Here is a 16,090-nt window from a genome sequence, read left to right as displayed (position 1 = left end):
CCAGGACCGTGCCCGCTGTCATGGGTCCACCCAGAAGGTGTCGGGCCGGTAGATGCCGAAATGCGCGCCGGGATCCCAGGACAGGATGGCCTTCTCCGGCACGTTGTGCACGCGGGTCTTGACCACGATCGGCGCCAGCACGCCCTGCACCGTGCCGATCGAGGTGACCTGGTCCGACTGGATGCGGAGCATCTCGCGGGTGATGGCGTCGCGGCGGTCGTCGTCGGTGGTGTTGCGCCATTCGTCATACAGCGCCAGCAGCTGCAGGGCGAAGGGCTCGTCCGCCTTCTCGCCGGCAGTGCCCTTGGTCTGCAGGTACTGGCCCCATTTCGGGTATTGCAGCCAGTTCTGGTCGACCGGCGCCAGCTCCGCCGGCGCGGTGGTCGGGGTGATCAGGGCATTGTCGATGCCGGTCCACACCGACATCACCGTGTCGCCGGAGAAGATCCGCTGCAGGAACACGTCGCGCTGCGACTGGGTGGTGTAGAGGGCGACGCCGACCTTGGCCCAGGTGTCCTTGATCAGCTGCAGGATGTCGGCTTCGAGGCTGCGCTCGCCGGTGCTCTCGACCACGATCTCCATCCGGCGGCCGTTCGGCATCAGGCGGATGCCGTCGCTGTCGCGGTTGCCCAGCCCGGCCTCGTCCAGCAGGGCGTTGGCCTTGCCCAGGTCGAACTGCGTCCACTCCGTCGCCTCGGCCGGATCATAATAGGGCGATTCCGGCAGCACCGTGTTCTGGCTCGGCCGGGCCAGGCCGAAGAACACCACCTGGTTGATCTCGTCGCGGTTGATCGCCAGCGACAGGGCCCGGCGCACCCGCACGTCGCGGTTCAGGGCGCGCCAATCCGGGTCGTTGCAGTTCATGTTCGGATACAGCGCCACCTCGGAGCCCAGCGCCGTCGGCCACAGCCGTACCTTGTAGTGCCCGGTCTGCTGGCCGGCCTTGAGGAAGCTGATGTCGTCGAAGCGCAGGCCCCGCTGTTGCAGGTCGGCATCGCCGGCCCCGGCCTTGGCCGGGATCAGCGAAGGCGCGACGATGTTGACGATCACCCGGTCGAGATAGGGCAGCTGCCGGCCCTGGCTGTCGATGCGGTGATAATAGGGGTTGCGGACGAAGACGAAGCGTTCGGCCGGCGCACGGGTGGTGTTGACCCACGGCTCCAGCACCGGCAGGTCCGGATTGGCCGAATCGATCAGCTTGCTGCGCAGGTTGTAGAGCGCGACCCAGTTGCGCATCCCGGCTTGCCGCACCAGCGATTCCAGCGCCTTGGGGTCGGCGTATCTCTTGTGGAACTGCTTCAGGTAATGCGCCGGCGCGTAGATGTAGAGCGGCGCGGCCCCGGCCAGCGAGGTCAGGAATTCCGGATTCGGTTTGGACCAGGAGTAGCGCACGGTCAGGGCATCCGGGTACTCGACCTTCGGTGCCTCCCCGTCGACCAGCAGCCGCGTGTCAGGGCCGTAGGGCTCCAGCTCCTTGTTCAGCTCGACGTCCTCCCAGGAGAACCGGAAGTCGTCGCTGGTGAAGGGCTGGCCGTCCGACCATTTGTGGCCGGGCCGCAGATGCAGGGTGAACACCTTCTCGTCCTGCACGTCGTAGGACAGCAGGATGTCCGGATGCAGCTTGAAGTCGGTGCCGTAGCCGACCAGCCGGGCATAGCTGTAGGTGTTCATGACCCGGAGATCGCGGCCCCGGGCGACCATCCAGCTGATCTCGCCGCCCGGCTGTCCGGGCTCCTTGTTCTCGGCCGCCATGTCGACGACCCAGGGCACCTGCGGGATCCGCTGCGCCACCGGCGGCAGCTTGCCGGCGGCGACGTCCTGGGCATAGACCGGCGTCTCGACCAGGGGCGGCAGGTCGTTGGCCAGCGTGGGGGCGGCCAGCGCGGCGGCGGCCAGCAGCAGGGCGATCAGCCGGAGCAGCCGGATCACGACGCCAGCTCCAGCGCGGGCATCTCGGTGGCGCGGACGAAATGGCCCCTATGGACCTCGACCAGCCGGCCCGGCTTGTCGGGCCCCAGGGTGAACGGCGCCGGCCACGCCCCGGGGTCGGAGGCCCGGCCATCCATCAGCGCCGCGAAGTCCAACCGCCGCGACGGGTCGGGGGCCGGCACCGCGGCCAGCAGCGCCTTGGTGTAGGGATGCACCGGTTGGGCGAACAGCGAGGCGCGCGGTGCCAGCTCCACCACCCGGCCACGGCACATCACCATGATCCGGTCGGCGATGTAGTCGACGACCGCGAGATTGTGGCTGATGAACAGATAGGTCAGGCCCAGCCGGGCCTTCAGGTCCTTCAGCAGGTTCAGGATCTGGGCCTGGATCGAGACGTCCAGCGCCGAGACCGGCTCATCGCAGATCACCAGGTCGGGGCGCAGCGCCAGCGCCCGGGCGATGCCGATGCGCTGCCGCTGGCCGCCGGAGAAGCTGTGCGGGTAGCGCTGCAGGTGGCGGATGTCGAGCCCGACCAGCTCCATCAGCTCCTTGGCGATCGCCTTGCGCTTGGCCGGGTTGCCGATGCCATGGATGGTCAGGGGCTCGGTCAGGATGTCGAACACCGTCATCCGCGGGTTCAGCGAGCTGAACGGATCCTGGAAGATGAACTGCATGCGCGGACGGAACGCCTTCAGGTCCTGGCCCTCCAGCGCCAGCACGTCGAGCGGCTTGCCGTGGTCGTTGAAGCGGATGCTGCCCTCGTCCGGGGTCAGCGCCCGCATCAGGATCTTCGACAGGGTGGTCTTGCCGCAGCCGGATTCGCCGACCAGCCCCAGGCATTCGCCGCGGCGGATGGTGAAGGAGACGTCGTCGACCGCGATGATCCGCTCCTCCTGGCCGCCGCCGAACAGGCCGCTGTTGCGGATGGCGAAGGTCTTCGACACGCCCTCGACCTTGAGCAGCGGGCCGGCGGCCTCCGCCGCCTCGGTCCAGGCCTTCGTCTCGGTCCCCATCATATGGCCGTCGGCCTGCCGGATCTCGCGGATCGGCATCAGCCGCTCATGCCCCATGTCGAAGCGCGGCACCGCCCGCAGCAGCGCCTTCAGATAGGGGTGGCGGGGATCGGTGAAGATCGGACCGAGCGGGCCGGATTCCATCACCTCGCCGCGATACATCACCACCACCTCGTCGGCGATGTTGGCGACGATGCCGAGGTCGTGGGTGATGATCAGGATCGCCATCCCCAGCTCGGCCTGCAGGTCCTGCATCAGCTTCAGGATCTGGGCCTGGATGGTGACGTCCAGCGCGGTGGTCGGCTCGTCGGCGATCAGCAGGGCGGGGCGGCAGACCAGGGCCATGGCGATCATGGCGCGCTGGCGCAAGCCGCCCGACAGCTCGAACGGGTAGGTCTTCAGCGCCCGGGCCGGGTTGGGGAAGCCGACCAGCCGCAGCATCTCGCGGGCCAGGTCGCGCGCCTCGGTCGGGCCGACCGGCCGGTGCAGCCGCACCGCCTCGACGATCTGGTTGCCGACCGTGTGCAGCGGCGACAGCGAGGTCATCGGCTCCTGGAAGATCATCGAGATCCGGCCGCCGCGGATGTCGCGGTATTCCGGGCTTTCCTGCGGCAGCTTGGCCAGGTCGACGACCGTACCCGGCTTGTCCGGGTCGCTGAACAGGATCTTGCCGCCGGTGACCCGGCCGTTGCCGGGCAGGATGCCCATCACCGACTGGGCCAGCACCGATTTGCCGGAGCCGCTTTCGCCGACCACGGCGACCGTCTTGCCGGCCGGCACCCGCAGCGACACGCCGCGCACGGCCTCCAGCGTGCCGCCGGGCACGGCGAAGCCGATGCGCAGACCGTCCAGTCGCAGGATATCGGTCACCGCGGCGGACCCCTCATTGCTTGGGCCCATCGGAGGCAGGCTCGTCGGCCGCGGGCCCATCGGCTGCAGGACGCAGGCCCCAGCGTTCGGCCAGCCCGGCCTGGGGCGCGACGACGCCGAGCGACATCAGGTTGGCCTGGCTCGAATCGTCGATCGGCAGCGCCTTGGCGATCGCCGCGTCATGCGCCTGCGACACGATCTCGTCGAAGCCGCTGATGGTGGATTCGACCCTGAGACGCCGGCCGCTGCCGCGCAGGTCCAGCTGCATCCAGCCGCGCTGCCGGTCGCGCCGGACCGAGAAGTAGCGCAGCCGGAAGCCGGACAGGTCGCGCCAGGCGATGCGGGTGCCGAGCGGGCCGTGGGCGACGATGCCCTGGCCGTCGACCTCGATCACGCTGCGGTGCCGCAGCCAGGTGCGCAGCAGGAAGGCCAGGAACACCAGCGCCGCGGCGCCGAAGGCCACGGCGACGATCCAGTGCATCGGCAGCAGGATCAGCGGCAGCGCGGTCAGCGCCAGCCCGGCCGCGCCGCGCGCATAGTCGCCCCCCAGCTCGGCCATGTCATAGCGGTGGGCGGTCATGTCCGGGCTCCGAACAGGCTGTCGGGGGCCGGCCAGGCCGCGGCCGGATGCCGGGCCAGCAGACTCAGCAGGCCGTCGAGAAAGATCCATCCTTCGTCGTCATGCGCCAGGTGGTGGGTCAGGAGGCCGGTCGGCTCCTCGGGGTCGGCGATGCCGTTCCGGCGGTCGGCCAGGTGGCGCAGGATCGGCGCCAGTGCCCGGTCGATGCCGGCGAAGCCGCGGCCGCCGCGCCAGTCGATCGGATCGGCATGGGTGTTGAGCTGCGCCGGGCCGGGGGCCGCGTCGCGGGCGCCGAAGCCGGACAGGATGTTGAGGCCCACCTCGCCCAGCCGGGCGCGGATCTGTGGGCCGATGCGGTTCCAGGGCGGCGCCAGCACCGGGCGGAAGCGGTCGCCGAACAGCGTCTCCAGCCGCTCTCGGCCGGTGGTCAGCTCGACCAGGACGGTTTCGGCCGGGCGATGATCGCCCAGCTCGGCGGTCTTCTCGCCGGCCGGCGCATGCGACCGGTGCGCCCAGCCATGCTGGATCACCACTGCCGACGTGCCAGCCAGGCGGTCGACCAGTGCCGGCTCGGCCCCGGCGGGGATGACCGCCAGCGCGACCCAGCGGCCATGGCGCGCGGCCAGGGCCAGCAACCGGTCCAGCGCCGGGCCCGGCGCCACGGCGTCGTCGTCGCGCCACCAGAAGGCGGCATGGCGGCCGAGCGCGGCCCACCGGTCCAGCTCGGCCCGCAGCTCGGTCCAGGAATCGGGCAGGGGCAGGGCAGGAGGTTCGGGCATGAATCGGAATGATGCGGACGAAAGCGGCACTATAGCCGCAGCCCGCGGCCGGGCGGCAAGTCCTGCATCCGCGATGTCCTGATCCTCCATCCCCCTCACGCGGCGCTCCGTCTTTCCGCGGCATCGCGCAGCAGGATCGCCGCGGTCCGGGCGCCGTCCAGGGCCAGCGCCGCCCGCGGCGGCGGGGGCGCCGCCATGGCGTCGTCCACCGCCCGGGCCAGCCGTTCCGGCGTCAGCCCGGCCTCCGGCACCACGAGACAATGGCCGCGGGCCGCCAGCAGTTCCGCGCGCCGGGTCTGCTCGGTCTCGCCAGCGGCGGCGAAGGGCACGAACACGGCGCGGCAGCCGGCCCGCATCACATCCATCACCGTGTTGTAGCCGGCCTGGCTGACCGACAGGCGGCAGCGCGCCAGCAGGCTCGGGAAATCCGGCCGCGCCGGCTCGACGATCACGCCCTCCGGCGCCGCTTCGCTCAATGCGGCCAATGTGCCGGCGGGCAGGTCCGGCCCGGCCAGCAGCCGCCAGCGGGCCTGGCTCTGGCTGGAGAGGGCGCGGGCGGCCAGGGCAGTGCGCAGCAGCTCGGCGCCCACCGCGCCGCCGCCGACCGAAACGACCACTTCGTCGACGCCGTCGCCCGGCGGCGCCTCGCGGGTCGAGGGCGCGCCGACATAGCCGGTGTAGCGGATCAGCCCGGCCACCCGCGGGGCGGGCGGGAAGCTGGCCTCGAACGGGATCACCGCCGGGTCGCCATGCACCAGCACCAGGTCGAACAGGGCCAGCGCGGTGTCGGCCATCGCCTCGACCTTGGCCGGGTCCTGCTTGTCGACCAGGATGTCGCGGACCGAGCAGGCGATCAGCGGCCGCGGGCTGGCGCGGCGCGCGATCTCCAGCATCGGCACCAGCTCGAAGGCGAAGGCGCGGCGGCCGAAGGGGAAGGTCTCGACCAGCAGGATGTCGGGCCTGGTCCGGGCCAGCAGGGCCAGCAGATCGGCGGTGCGGCGCTTCTTCCAGCCGGTGTCGATCGGCCGGTCCTCGGCGTCGAGCAGGGTGCGGAAGCCGGTGTCGGCGGACCGCACCGGCGGCAGCTTCACCACCTCGGCGCCGCCCCAGTCGGTGCCGGGAACGTCAAAGCCGCCCTGGGCCACGGTGACGGCGAAGCCGGCCTCGGTCAGGGCGCGGGCGATCGCCGCGGCCCGCCGGACATGGCCGATGCCGAGCAGATGCTGAACGTGGAACAGAACCTTCATGCTGCCAAAGAAATGTTCAGCCGCTCGATCACCGGCGCCCCCGTAGAGTCCAGCCGGAACAGGTGTGCGCAGCCCCACTGCAACCCGTCCGGCGCATCGCCGATCATGGTCCAATCGGCGGCGCAGGCATAGAGCGCCAGGATGACGCCGCGATGACAAACGGCCACGGTGTCGCGCCCCGCGGCGGCCAGCCGCAGCAGCAGCGGCGCCAGCCGGACCTGCAGCTCGCGGTAGGACTCGCCGCCCGGGGCGCGGAAGTCCAGGCCCAACGCCTCGCGCCGGGCCAGCTCCGCCGGGTCGATCCGGGACTTGTCGGACAGGCGCAGCCCTTCCCAGCCGCTCCAGTCCAGCTCGGTCAGCGCCGGCTCCGGCGTAGGGTCGAGGCCCAGCAGCCGCGCCGTTTCCAGCGCCCGGGACAACGGGCTGGCCAGCACCTGCCAGCCGGCCGTCCAGTCCGGCAGGCGCCACCGCGCCGCCGCGGCGCGCCCGGCCTCCGACAGCGGGATGTCGGCCCGGCCCTGGATGCGGCGCCCGGCGTTCCACTCGGTGGGGGCGTGGCGCAGGACGAGGAGGCGGGTCATGCCGGGGCCTGTCCGGCGGCGATCCGCGCCAGGGTGCGGTCGAGGATGACGGCGGCGGCGGCGATGTCGTGGCGGGCCAGGATGTTGGCGCGTGCGGCGTGGCCCATGGCATGCCGCCGGGCCGGGTCGTCCAGCAGGGTCGCGACGGCCTCGGCGAAGGCGCCGGCATCGTCCGGCGACACAAGCAACCCGGTCTCGCCCTGGCGCAGGATTTGGACTACGCCGCCGGCATCGCCCCCGGCCGCCCCGGCCACCGCGGGCAGGCCGGCGGCCTGCGCCTCGAGCAGCGCCATGCCGAAGGCCTCGTTGATCGCCGGCCAGACGAACAGGTCGGCCTCGGCCAGCACCTGCGGCAGCGATTCGGGCGGCATTGAGCCGCGGAACGCGGTCCGGGCCGGGTCGTAGAGCGGCTCGATCCGCGGCCGGGCCGGGCCGTCCCCGACCACGGCCAGGGTCCACGACCGGTCGCCGAGGCGCCGCAGGGCGTCCGCGAGCAGGACATAGGACCGCTCCTTGTCGCCCTCGCGCATCATGCCGATGGCGAGGAGGCGCGGCGGATCGGCCGGCCGGCGGGTCACGGCGGCGAAGGGTGCGGCGTCGAGGAAGGGCGGCAGCCGCACGATCCGGTCCGCCGGCACCAGGGACGCCAGGCCGGCCGCATCGCGCTCGCTGAAGGTGACCAGCGCCGCGGCCCGGCGGATCGCCGCTGCCGCGGCCCGGTGCCCGGCCGCCCAGGGTCCCTCGGCCCGGCGCGGCGCATGCGAGGCCTCGGCCGCGACATAGGGGATGCCCAGCGCCTCGGCCACCGGCGGCCCCAGCCAGTCCGGCGCCTTGTGGTACAGGTGGTAGGTGAACCAGACATCCGGCCGCTCCGGCGACGCCTGCCAGCGCCGGGCCAGCCGGTCGGCGATGCGGGCGCCCAGCGCCTCGATCCGCGCCGGCCGGGCCGGGTCCAGACCCGGATCCCAGCTGCGCAGCCGGCTGGCCGGGCGGACCTCGTGCCCGCCGCGCCGCAGCGCCTCGATCAGCAGCCGCGCCATGCGCCGGTCGCCCGACGGCACCGGATGGCCGGGCGGCTTCATCGGCGCGTAGAAGGCGACCCTCATCCGGGTCCCGGCAAGCCGAAGCGGCGGGCCAGCTTGGCCAGGCCGATGGCGAAGCCGAAGTCGCGCCGCACCCGCGCGGCCCCGGCAGCGCCCAGCTTGGCGCGGCGGGCCGGGTCGGCGATCAGCCCGGACAGCGCGTCGGCTGCTGCCGGCACGTCGTCCGGCGGCACCAGCACCCCGGTCTCGCCATGCAGGATCAGCTCCGGGATCGCGGAGACCGAGGTGGCGAGGCAGCACAGGCCGGTGGCCTGCGCCTCCATCAGCACGTTCGGCAGCCCGTCACGGTCGCCATCGGCGGCGATGCGCGCGGTCAGCACGAACAGGTCGGAGTCGAGCAGCGCCGCCAGCACCGCATCCTGGGTCAGGGCGCCGCGCCATTCGATCCGGTCGGCCAGGCCCAGCCGTGTCGCCTGGGCCCGCAGCTCCGACAACAGGGCGCCGCCGCCAATATGGGTCCAGTGCCAGGCCTGGCGGCCCGGCAGCGCCGCGAAGGCGTCGAGCAGCCGGTCGAAGCCCTTCTTCTCGACCGCGCGGCCGACCGAGATCAGCCGCACCGGGTCGTTCGGGTCGCGGCCGTCCCGTCGCGGCCGGGCGATCGGGTCGGGGAAGCGGCTGAAATCGAGGCCGTGATGCACCAGCGATACCCGGGCCGGTTCAGGCGCCAGCTTCGCCAGATAGCCGTGGTTCACCGCGGTGCAGGTGGCGGCCCAGCGGGCCTCGGCCAGCTTCTCGCGCAGCTCCCATTCCGGCGTGGTCCAGATGTCCTTGGCGTGGGCCGAGACGCTCCAGGGCAGGCCGCGGATCAGCGCGGCGTAGCGGCCGACCGAGGCCGGGGTGTGCAGGTAGTGGACGTAGATCCACGACGTCTCCGGCGGCAGCTCCTGCGCCAGCACGCAGGCCTGGCCGAAGCGGCGCCAGCGATTCGGCGTCGGGTCGCGCCGGTAGTCGCGGCGGAAGGCGGCATAGGCGGCGGCGTAGCCGGGCTGGCGCCTGGCCCAGTCGCGCGCCGCCGCCACCCGCGGCTGCTCCTGATACAGATATTCCGGCAGGTACAGCACCGGCGCGGTGATGCGCTGGTTCAGCGCGTGCACCTTGGTGTCGGTCGGGTGGCGCAGCGACACGATCAGCTGGCGCTGGCCGAGCTGCTGCAGCCCCAGGATCTCCTGGGCGATGAAGGTCTCCGACAGCCGCGGATACCCCTTGACCACGATGGCGGTCAGGCCGTCGTTCTGAACTCTCTCGGTCATGCTGGGCTCAGGCTGTCGCGCGGATCGAGGATGAGGGCGGATCGATCGCGTCCATCGCCAGCCGGTCGACGGCATCGAGCCCGTCGAGCAGGCCGGGGATGAAGCGGGTCGAGGGCAGCGGCTGGCCGGGCAGGGCGCGCAGCGCCCGCACCATCACCGCCGGATCGCCCGGCCCGTCCTGGTCGAGCATGCTGACCAGGCCGAGCTCGGCGGCGCGGGAGGCCCGGATATGTTGTTCCAGCCGCGGTCTTACCCGCGGCACCAGCAGCGCCCGTTTGTCGAAGGACAGGATCTCGCAGAAGGTGTTGTAGCCGCCCATGGCGACGACGCCGGCGGCGCGGATCATCAGATGCTCGATCCGGGCGTCGAAGGTGATGACCTCGACATCGTCCAGCCTGGCGGCGCGGGCCATGAACTCGGCCTGGCGCTCGCGCTGCATGAACGGACCCAGCACGATCAGCGCGGCGCAGGGCATGGTGCGGTCCAACTCATAGGCCGACAGCACCCAGTCGACCAGGTCCTCGCCGTCGCCGCCGCCGCCGGGCGTGACCAGGATGTAGGGATCGGCCAGCGGCGCCGCGTCGGCCGGCACGTTGGTCGGCGCCCGCCGGCGCAGATAGCCGGTGTAGGTCATCCGGGCGCGCACCGAATCCGGCAGCTCGATGTCCTGCAGCGGATCGCAGATCTCCGGCAGGCCGTAGATCCACAGCTGGTCGTACAGGCTCTCCAGCGCCGGGACGACGTTCTTGCGCTCCCATTCCGGGGCCAGCAGCGACGGCTCGTCCATCACGTCGCGCAGGCCCAGCACGGTGCGGGTGCCGCGGTCGCGCAGCATCTCCAGCGTCTGCTTGACCTCGCCGCGCAGGCCCAGCGGCTCCTTGTCGACGATGAACAGGTCGGGGTCGAAGATCGCGGCGGTGTGCTCGATGATCGAGGCGCGCATCGCCAGCGTCTCCTCGATGTCGATGTGCAGCGACAGCGAGGTGTAGTCGCCGTTGCGCAGCTTGATCACGCCGGGGATGCGGACGAAGTCGACCCGGCTGCGGAAATCGAAGCTGCCGATGATCGGCGAGCCGGACAGGATCAGCACCGACAGGTCGCTGTGCCGCGCCACCAGGGCGTGCGCGATGGTGCGGCAGCGGCGCAGATGGCCGAGGCCGAAGCTATCGTGGCTGTAGATCAGGACTCTGGCCTGAGCGGTACGCTTCGCCATGCAGCCTTGTCACCTGGGACCGGAACGGGCACGCGGGCGAACCTTGCCGCCCGGCGCGCTTTTAGCACGAAGGCTTCGGACCCGTCACCCGCACCCTTCGCTCCCGCGGCGGCCCGTGACCGCCGTCACATGCTTTGCGCCGCGGAAAGTTCACGCTATGGTCCAGCCCGTGCCTGGCGAGGCTGGACCTGGATCGCGATGGATTCCAATATCTTCAAGTTCATCTTGCGGCACAGCCGTCGCGAGCAGGTCTATATCCTCATCATCACGCTGATTTCGTTTCCTTTTGTCTATTATTCTCTGGATCTGCCGAAGCAGATCGTCAACGGCGCCATCGACGACAAGCATGCGGGCGATTTCCCGAAGGTGTTTTTCGGCTTCCATTTCGACCGGATCGAATACCTGCTGCTGCTGTCGTTCCTGTTCCTGGTGCTGGTGTTCGTCAACGGCGGCTTCAAGCTCTATATCAATGTCTACAAGGGCAAGCTGGGCGAACGCATGCTGCGCCGGCTGCGCTACGACCTGTACTGCCGCATCCTGCGCTTCCCGCTGACCCATTTCCGCAAGACCTCGCAGGGCGAGATGATCCCGATGATCACCTCGGAGGTCGAGCCGCTGGGCGGCTTCATCGGCGACGCCTTCGTCCAGCCGATCTGGTCGGCCGGGACGCTCTTGGTCTACATCTACTTCATCTTCGTCCAGGACCCGATCCTGGGCGCGGCGGCGGTGTCGCTGTACCCGCTGCAGGGCTGGCTGATCCCGCGGCTGCAGAAGCGGGTGAACCAGCTGGGCAAGGAGCGGGTGCGCACCGTCCGCAAGCTGGCCGACCGCATCGGCGAATCCGTCTCCGGCATCACCGACATGCATGCCAACGACGCCACCGCGGTGCATCTGGCGGATTTCTCGGACCGGCTGGGGACGATCTACGACATCCGGTTCGAGATCTACAACCGCAAGTTCTTCATCAAGTTCCTGAACAACTTCATCAACCAGCTGACGCCGTTCTTCTTCTACGCGATCGGCGGCTGGCTGGTGATCCGCGGCGACATCCAGCTCGGCGCGCTGGTGGCGGTGCTGGCCGCCTACAAGGACCTGGCCTCGCCGTGGAAGGACCTGCTCGACTACTACCAGAGCCAGGCCGACGTCCGGATCAAGTACGAGCAGGTGGTGGAACAGTTCCAGCCGCCCGAGCTGCTGCCGCTCGAGCGCATCACCGGCGACCAGACGATCGAGGGACCGCTGCCGAAGGAGCTCAGCTTCTCCGCCGTCTCGCTGGTCGACGACAGCGGCATGACCGTGATCGAGGGGCTGACCTGCACCTTCCCGACCGACGGCCAGATCGCGTTGGTCGGTGCCGGCGTCGGCAAGGACGAGCTGATGCTGATGATGGCGCGGCTGATCGCGCCGACCACCGGCAAGATCCGGCTCGGCGAGCACGACTACGAGACGCTGGCCGAGGCGGTGATCGGCCGCCGCTTCGCCTTCGTCGGCGCGCACAGCTACATGTTCACCGGCACGCTGCGCCAGAACCTGTATTACGGCCTGTGCCACCGGCCGCTGCGCGAGGCGCAATACGAGGACGACACGGCCAGGCGCCGCCGGGCCCGGCGGGCGTCGGAGGCGCAGGTGGCCGGCAACACCGATTTCGACATCAACGCCGACTGGATCGACTACCAGGCGGCCGGGGTCGACGGGCCGGAGGCGCTGCAGGACAAGGCGCTGGAGATCCTGCAGGCGGTCGACATGGAGCAGGACGTCTATCGCATCGGGCTGAACGGAACGATCGACGCCGACAAGGCGCCCGAGATCGCCGACCGGGTGCTGGCGGCGCGCGTGTCAGTGCGCAAGACCCTGGCCGAGACCGACCTCGGCGACCTGGTCGAGCTGTATGATTCCGAGCGCTTCAACAGCTCCGCCTCAGTGGCCGAGAACCTGCTGTTCGGCACGCCGGTCGGGCCGGTCTTCGCCTACGACGCGCTGGCCGAGAACGAGTATGTGCTGTCGGTGCTGGAGCGCACCGGCCTGATGGAGGAGTTCATCAAGGTCGGCGCCCAGATGGCCGAGACCATGGTCGAACTGTTCGCCGACCTGCCGCCCGGCCACGAGTTCTTCGAGCAGTTCAGCTTCATCGGCTCGGAGGACCTGCCGGAGTTCCAGCCGATCGTGATGCGGGCGAAGAAGGAGGGCACGGCGGCGCTGCGGCCGGCCGACCGCACCCGCCTGCTGTCGCTTCCGTTCAAGCTGGTGCCGTCCCGCCACCGCCTGGGCGTGTTCGAGGCCGACCTGCAGCAACGCCTGCTCGAGGCGCGCAAGGTGTTCGCCGCCGAGCTGCCGCAGGATCTGCGGCGGCATATCGAGTTCTTCGATGCCGAGCGGTTCAACGAGGCGGCGTCGCTGCAGGACAACATCCTGTTCGGCAAGATCCGCTACGGCCGGCCAGACGCGGCGGAGCGGGTGCAGGGCCTGATCCAGACCGTGGTCGACGAGGTCGACCTGCGCGACAGCGTGATCGCGGTCGGGCTCGACTTCTCGGTCGGCGTCGCCGGCAGCCGGCTGTCGGCGGTGCAGCGGCAGAAGGTCGGGCTCGGCCGGGCGCTGCTGAAGAACGCCGACCTGCTGCTGCTGAACGAGGCCACCTCGTCGCTCGACGGGGTGGCGCAGAGCCGGGTCCATCGCGCGATCCGGGAGCTGCGGGCGCACCGCGGCTTGATCTGGGGCGTGCATCGGCCCAGCATGGCCCGGGAGTTCGCCGACATCGTCGTGGTGCGGCACGGCCGCATCGTCGAGCGCGGCGATTTCCAATCGCTCAACCGTGACGGCAGCGTGCTGCATGAATTGCTGGAAGCGGAGTAGAATGCGAACAGGGAGCTGGAGGACCGATCGGTGAGCCTTGCGGAAGAAGTCGAGTTGCTGAAGCGGATTCCGCTTTTCGCCAATATCGACACGTCGAAGCTGAAGCTGCTGGCCTTCACCAGCGAGCGCGTCCGCTTCCCCGCGGGGCAGGTGCTGTGCCGGCAGGGGGAGATGGGCCGCGCCGCCTTCATCATCATCGACGGTGAGGCCGACGTGATCGTCGATGCCGAGACCGGCCCCCTGACCGTGGCCTCGGTCGGCCGCAACGACTTCGTCGGCGAGATCGCCATCCTCTGTGACGTGCCGCGCACCGCCACGGTGCAGGCGCGCAGCGACGTCACCGCCCTCGTCATCGCCAAGGACCAGTTCTTCCGCATGATCACCGAATTCCCGCAGATGGCGATTGAGATCATGCGCGTGCTGGCGCTGCGCCTCGAACGGACCACCAAGGAAGCGGCCCGCGCCCGCCAGACGGCCTGACCCGGATCGTGAGCCGTCTCGACAGCTTCATCCGCCGGATGCAGGCGCAGCGCGCCTGCCTCGACTGGGCCGCGCGCGCCATCGCCGGCCTGCCCGGCGACGTCATGGAACTCGGCCTCGGCAACGGCCGCACCTACGATCATTTGCGTGAGACGCTGCCGGATCGCGCGATCTGGGTGTTCGACCGCCATATCGCCGCCCATCCCGGCTGCATCCMGCCGCGCGACCGCATGGTGCTGGGCGAGGTGCTGGAGACCATGCCGGGCTTCGTCGCGGCGCATCCGCAGGGCATGGCCCTGATCCATGCCGATCTCGGCACCGGCGACGACATGGCCAACCGGGCCCTGGCGGCGGCGCTGACGCCGCTGCTCGGCCCGGTCCTGGCACCGGGCGGCATGGTCGTCGCCAATATCGGCTTCGCCGGCACCGGCTGGGAGGAGCTGCCCGAGCCCGACGGCGTCTCGCCCGGGCGGTACTACCTGTACCGGCGGCCGCTGGCGGGTTGACGCCATGGGTTGGGTTCGTGAGAGCGAACCGACAAACCCCAACTGTCATGCCCGGGCTTGACCCGGGCATCCAGAGACTGTCGAAATCCACTGGATTGCCGGGTCAAGCCCGGCAATGACAGAGAGAGGGGGACGGCCGGCCCTAAAGGCCGGCCCGCCTTTACACTTCTACATCGACCACCACCGGCACATGGTCGCTCGGCTTCGGCTCCCAGCCGCGGGCCTCGCGCAGGGTGCTGTGGGCCTTCAGCCCGCCGGCCAGAGGCGGGGTGACCCAGATGTGGTCCAGGCGCCGGCCGCGGTCGGACAGCTGCCAGTCGGCGGCGCGATAGCTCCACCACGTGTACAGCTTCTGGTCCGGCGGCACGAAGGTGCGGGCGCTGTCGACCCAGCCCAGCGTCGACTGCATCGCCGCCAGCTTCTCGACCTCGATCGGGGTGTGGCTGACCACGTCCAGCAGCTGCTTGTGCGACCACACGTCGTGCTCCAGCGGCGCGATGTTCAGGTCGCCGACCAGGATCATCTTCTGGTCCCGGGTCCGGTTCTGCGGCCACCAGGCCGTCATCTCGTCCAGGAACTGCAGCTTGTGCTTGAACTTCTCGTTCACCGCCGGGTCCGGGACGTCGCCGCCGGCCGGGATGTACAGGTTGTGCACCTCGACGCCGTCCGGCAGGCGGATGGCGATGTGGCGGCAATCCTCCTTGCCGCACCAGTGCCGGATCTCGTGGCTCTCGAAAGGCAGGCGCGAGATCACGGCGACGCCGTTGTAGCCCTTCATCCCGGCGATCGCGATGTGGCGGTAGCCGAGATCGACGAAGGGCTGGTGCGGGAAGTGGTGGTCCGGGGTCTTGGTCTCCTGCAGGCAGATGATGTCGGCCGCGGTCTCGTCGATCAGGCGCAGCACCAGCTCCTGGCGCAGGCGGACGGAGTTGATGTTCCAGGTGGCGATGCGCATGGACCCTCTCTGCGATGCGGCCCGCGACCCTAGCGAAGCCCGCCAGGGTTGCCCAGCCTGCTGCTGGACCGTGCGATCGCTTCGGCGTTGTAAACACATTGTGCAATTGTATTAATCGGCGATCTTGTTCATGCTATGTTCCATGAACAAGGCGCAGACCGATTCGACCACCGAGGCCCCGGCCGCTCCGCAGGAGGAGCGGGCGGCGGATCTGTGCGTGGTGGCGGAGCTGGTCGAGATCCAGATGTCGATCGCCCGGGCGACGCAGCGGGAGGCGCTGTCGGCGCCGCAGCCCGGCGTCGACTACTGCCAGCGGATCGCCACCGTCTCGCGTGCCGTGCGGCTGACCCTGCTGCTCAAGGACAAGCTGTCGCGTCAGGCCGCCGAGCGGCGCAAGGCTGCGGCGCAGCGCGAGGCGGCGCAGGAGGACTGGCACGAGTTGCGGGTCCGGCTGGCGATGATGTCGGCCGCCTCTGAGGTGTCCAAGGACGAGGAGGAGGCCGACCGCCGCGCCGACGAGGTGTGCGAACGGCTGGAGCGGCCGGAGGTGGCGGAGCTGGTGGAAGCCAGCCGGGCCGAGGTCGCGGTGGCGGCCTTGTGCCGGCGCTGGGGCTATCCGGTGCAGGTGAAGCAGTGGCTGGAGATGGCCGACGAGGCCCTCGAGGAGCTGGGCTTCATTCCGCCGGAGGACGGCGAGGACGATGAGGATCCGCCAGAGCCCCGCTCGGCTG

At 70.4% G+C, this 16,090-nt stretch carries 14 protein-coding genes; 4 read left to right on the top strand and 10 right to left on the bottom strand.

The window, feature by feature from the left end; translation table 11 throughout:
* Positions 1 to 18: 18 nt before the first annotated feature.
* The 9 genes from AB4Z01_RS13550 to AB4Z01_RS13510 form a co-directional block, all read right to left on the bottom strand.
* Positions 19 to 1,929 (bottom strand): ABC transporter substrate-binding protein, encoded by a 1,911-nt coding sequence (locus tag AB4Z01_RS13550; RefSeq protein WP_441694392.1) that lies wholly within the window; start codon positions 1,927 to 1,929, stop codon positions 19 to 21.
* On the bottom strand, positions 1,926 to 3,812 hold the full coding sequence (locus AB4Z01_RS13545; RefSeq protein WP_441694391.1) for an ABC transporter ATP-binding protein: 1,887 nt from the start codon (positions 3,810 to 3,812) through the stop codon (positions 1,926 to 1,928). Before AB4Z01_RS13545 ends, AB4Z01_RS13550 begins: the two co-directional genes overlap by 4 nt.
* Positions 3,813 to 3,825: 13 nt before the next feature.
* Positions 3,826 to 4,392 carry a hypothetical protein gene (locus AB4Z01_RS13540; protein ID WP_441694389.1) on the bottom strand — a complete coding sequence of 189 codons (567 nt, stop codon included), beginning with the start codon at positions 4,390 to 4,392 and terminating at the stop codon, positions 3,826 to 3,828.
* Positions 4,389 to 5,171, bottom strand: a complete 783-nt coding sequence (locus tag AB4Z01_RS13535) for a polysaccharide deacetylase family protein (RefSeq protein WP_441694388.1) — start codon at positions 5,169 to 5,171, stop codon at positions 4,389 to 4,391. The genes AB4Z01_RS13540 and AB4Z01_RS13535 overlap by 4 nt, the downstream gene beginning before the upstream one ends.
* A gap of 95 nt (positions 5,172 to 5,266) precedes the next feature.
* Complete coding sequence (locus AB4Z01_RS13530; protein ID WP_441694386.1) at positions 5,267 to 6,418, bottom strand: glycosyltransferase family protein; 1,152 nt, start codon at positions 6,416 to 6,418, stop codon at positions 5,267 to 5,269.
* Positions 6,415 to 6,999 carry a histidine phosphatase family protein gene (locus tag AB4Z01_RS13525; RefSeq protein WP_441694384.1) on the bottom strand — a complete coding sequence of 195 codons (585 nt, stop codon included), beginning with the start codon at positions 6,997 to 6,999 and terminating at the stop codon, positions 6,415 to 6,417. Before AB4Z01_RS13525 ends, AB4Z01_RS13530 begins: the two co-directional genes overlap by 4 nt.
* Positions 6,996 to 8,105, bottom strand: a complete 1,110-nt coding sequence (locus AB4Z01_RS13520) for a glycosyltransferase family 4 protein (protein ID WP_441694383.1) — start codon at positions 8,103 to 8,105, stop codon at positions 6,996 to 6,998. The genes AB4Z01_RS13525 and AB4Z01_RS13520 overlap by 4 nt, the downstream gene beginning before the upstream one ends.
* On the bottom strand, positions 8,102 to 9,352 hold the full coding sequence (locus tag AB4Z01_RS13515; RefSeq protein WP_441694381.1) for a glycosyltransferase family 4 protein: 1,251 nt from the start codon (positions 9,350 to 9,352) through the stop codon (positions 8,102 to 8,104). The genes AB4Z01_RS13520 and AB4Z01_RS13515 overlap by 4 nt, the downstream gene beginning before the upstream one ends.
* A 7-nt stretch (positions 9,353 to 9,359) precedes the next feature.
* Complete coding sequence (locus AB4Z01_RS13510; protein WP_441694379.1) at positions 9,360 to 10,565, bottom strand: glycosyltransferase family protein; 1,206 nt, start codon at positions 10,563 to 10,565, stop codon at positions 9,360 to 9,362.
* A gap of 198 nt (positions 10,566 to 10,763) precedes the next feature.
* Here AB4Z01_RS13510 and AB4Z01_RS13505 point away from each other — a divergent pair, with 198 nt between their 5' ends.
* Genes AB4Z01_RS13505 through AB4Z01_RS13495 form a run of 3 tightly spaced genes read left to right on the top strand, consistent with a single transcriptional unit; the run spans position 10,764 to position 14,404 of the window.
* Positions 10,764 to 13,418, top strand: a complete 2,655-nt coding sequence (locus AB4Z01_RS13505; RefSeq protein ID WP_441694378.1) for an ABC transporter transmembrane domain-containing protein — start codon at positions 10,764 to 10,766, stop codon at positions 13,416 to 13,418.
* 30 nt (positions 13,419 to 13,448) lie between these two features.
* Complete coding sequence (locus AB4Z01_RS13500) at positions 13,449 to 13,898, top strand: cyclic nucleotide-binding domain-containing protein (RefSeq protein ID WP_429224980.1); 450 nt, start codon at positions 13,449 to 13,451, stop codon at positions 13,896 to 13,898.
* An 8-nt stretch (positions 13,899 to 13,906) separates the two neighbouring features.
* Complete coding sequence (locus tag AB4Z01_RS13495) at positions 13,907 to 14,404, top strand: class I SAM-dependent methyltransferase (RefSeq protein ID WP_441694376.1); 498 nt, start codon at positions 13,907 to 13,909, stop codon at positions 14,402 to 14,404.
* 160 nt (positions 14,405 to 14,564) lie between these two features.
* On the opposite strand, the gene AB4Z01_RS13490 is transcribed toward AB4Z01_RS13495, so the two are convergent.
* Positions 14,565 to 15,359, bottom strand: a complete 795-nt coding sequence (locus AB4Z01_RS13490; protein WP_441694375.1) for an exodeoxyribonuclease III — start codon at positions 15,357 to 15,359, stop codon at positions 14,565 to 14,567.
* Positions 15,360 to 15,501: 142 nt separating this feature from the next.
* On the opposite strand from AB4Z01_RS13490, the gene AB4Z01_RS13485 reads away from it, so the two are divergent.
* On the top strand, positions 15,502 to 16,090 hold a 589-nt coding region (locus AB4Z01_RS13485; RefSeq protein ID WP_441694373.1), incomplete at its 3' end, for a hypothetical protein.

This window comes from Inquilinus sp. YAF38, assembly GCF_052113205.1.
In the GTDB taxonomy this organism is placed as follows: Bacteria; Pseudomonadota; Alphaproteobacteria; order DSM-16000; family Inquilinaceae; genus Inquilinus.
Note: the sequence above shows the minus strand (reverse complement) of the source record. Positions and strands in the feature narration are given on the sequence as shown.

Bases quoted from the DNA above. Each gene is read 5' to 3' on its own strand.
- AB4Z01_RS13515 (WP_441694381.1), bottom strand. From the start codon at position 9,352: ATGACCGAGAGAGTTCAGAACGACGGCCTGACCGCCATCGTGGTCAAG.
- AB4Z01_RS13505 (WP_441694378.1), top strand. From the start codon at position 10,764: ATGGATTCCAATATCTTCAAGTTCATCTTGCGGCACAGCCGTCGCGAG.
- AB4Z01_RS13530 (WP_441694386.1), bottom strand. From the start codon at position 6,418: ATGAAGGTTCTGTTCCACGTTCAGCATCTGCTCGGCATCGGCCATGTC.
- AB4Z01_RS13525 (WP_441694384.1), bottom strand. From the start codon at position 6,999: ATGACCCGCCTCCTCGTCCTGCGCCACGCCCCCACCGAGTGGAACGCC.
- AB4Z01_RS13540 (WP_441694389.1), bottom strand. From the start codon at position 4,392: ATGACCGCCCACCGCTATGACATGGCCGAGCTGGGGGGCGACTATGCG.
- AB4Z01_RS13490 (WP_441694375.1), bottom strand. From the start codon at position 15,359: ATGCGCATCGCCACCTGGAACATCAACTCCGTCCGCCTGCGCCAGGAG.
- AB4Z01_RS13510 (WP_441694379.1), bottom strand. From the start codon at position 10,565: ATGGCGAAGCGTACCGCTCAGGCCAGAGTCCTGATCTACAGCCACGAT.
- AB4Z01_RS13535 (WP_441694388.1), bottom strand. From the start codon at position 5,171: ATGCCCGAACCTCCTGCCCTGCCCCTGCCCGATTCCTGGACCGAGCTG.
- AB4Z01_RS13520 (WP_441694383.1), bottom strand. From the start codon at position 8,105: ATGAGGGTCGCCTTCTACGCGCCGATGAAGCCGCCCGGCCATCCGGTG.